Source organism: Streptomyces murinus (assembly GCF_002154555.1).
GTDB lineage: Bacteria > Actinomycetota > Actinomycetes > Streptomycetales > Streptomycetaceae > Streptomyces > Streptomyces murinus.
This window is the reverse complement of sequence record NZ_MUNF01000941.1, coordinates 1-1508: the sequence shown is the minus strand read 5'-3', so window position 1 is coordinate 1508 and position 1508 is coordinate 1. Positions and strand designations below refer to the sequence as shown.

General features: G+C 73.7%; 1 protein-coding gene. It reads left to right on the top strand.

What is annotated here, in order from left to right; translation table 11 throughout:
• On the top strand, window positions 1-1244 hold a 1244-nt coding region (locus CCN72_RS36765; RefSeq protein ID WP_086812650.1), incomplete at its 5' end, for a phospho-sugar mutase.
• Window positions 1245-1508: the final 264 nt, after the last annotated feature.

Here is a 1508-nt window from a genome sequence, read left to right as displayed (position 1 = left end):
CGCCCGCGATCCGGCACCTGGGCGCGGTCGCGGGCGTGGAGGTCACCGCCAGCCACAACCCGCCCCGGGACAACGGCTACAAGGTGTACCTGGGCGACGGCTCCCAGATCGTGCCCCCGGCCGACGCGGGCATCGCCGCCGAGATCGACGCGATCGCCTCCCTGCACGACGTACCCCGCCCGGAGTCCGGCTGGGAGACCCTGGACGAAGCGGTCCTGGACGCCTATCTCGCCCGTACCGACGCCGTACTGGCCGCCGGCTCCCCCCGCACCGCCCGCACCGTCTACACCGCCATGCACGGTGTCGGCAAGGACGTCCTGCTCGCCGCCTTCGCCCGCGCCGGCTTCCCGGAGCCCGTGCTGGTCGCCGAACAGGCCGAGCCCGACCCGGACTTCCCGACCGTCGCCTTCCCCAACCCGGAGGAGCCGGGCGCGATGGACCTGGCGTTCGGCCGGGCCCGCGCGACCGACCCCGATCTGATCATCGCCAACGACCCGGACGCCGACCGCTGCGCCGTGGCCGTCAAGGACGGCGGCGACTGGCGGATGCTGCGCGGCGACGAGGTCGGCGCGCTGCTCGCCGCCCACCTGGTGCGCCGCGGCGTCCAGGGCACCTTCGCGGAGTCGATCGTCTCCTCCTCCCTGCTCGGCCGGATCGCCGGCAAGGCGGGGCTGCCGTACGAGGAGACGCTCACCGGCTTCAAGTGGATCGCCCGCGTCGACGGCCTGCGCTACGGCTACGAGGAGGCCCTCGGCTACTGCGTGGACCCCGAGGGCGTGCGCGACAAGGACGGCATCACCGCGGCCCTCCTGATCACCGAACTGGCGTCCGGACTGAAGGAGGAGGGCCGTACCCTCCTCGACCTCCTGGACGACCTCGCCGTCGAGCACGGCCTGCACGCCACCGACCAGCTGTCCGTGCGCGTCCAGGACCTCTCCCTGATCGCCGACGCGATGCGCCGCCTGCGCGAGCAGCCCCCGACGCGGCTCGCGGGCCTGGCCATCACCCGGGCGGAGGACCTGAACAAGGGCACGGAGACGCTGCCGCCGACGGACGGCCTGCGCTACACCCTGGACGGCGCCCGCGTGATCGTCCGTCCCAGCGGCACCGAGCCGAAGCTGAAGTGCTACCTGGAGGTCGTCGTACCGGTTCCGGAGCGCGCCGACCTCCCGGCAGCGCACGCCCGCGCGAAGGAGCTCCTGGAGGCCGTCAAGCGCGACCTCTCCGCGGCCGCCGGCATCTGAAACCCCGGAGCCACCGGAGAACACCGGAAAAGCACCGGAAAAAACCAGGGGCACCCCCGGATCCCGACCCCGGGGGTGCCCCTTGTCCGTGCGGGCGCCGTCAACTCGCCCGTGCGGACGCCGTCAACGCCGTACCGCCACTCCTCAGCCGCCGGTCACCAGCAGGATCACCAGCAGCACGGCCCCGGCCAGCGTCGGCGCCGCCACCTCGTAGGCCCAGCGGATCGTCGTACCGCCCTGGGCGGGCTCCTCGTTCCCGCGCCG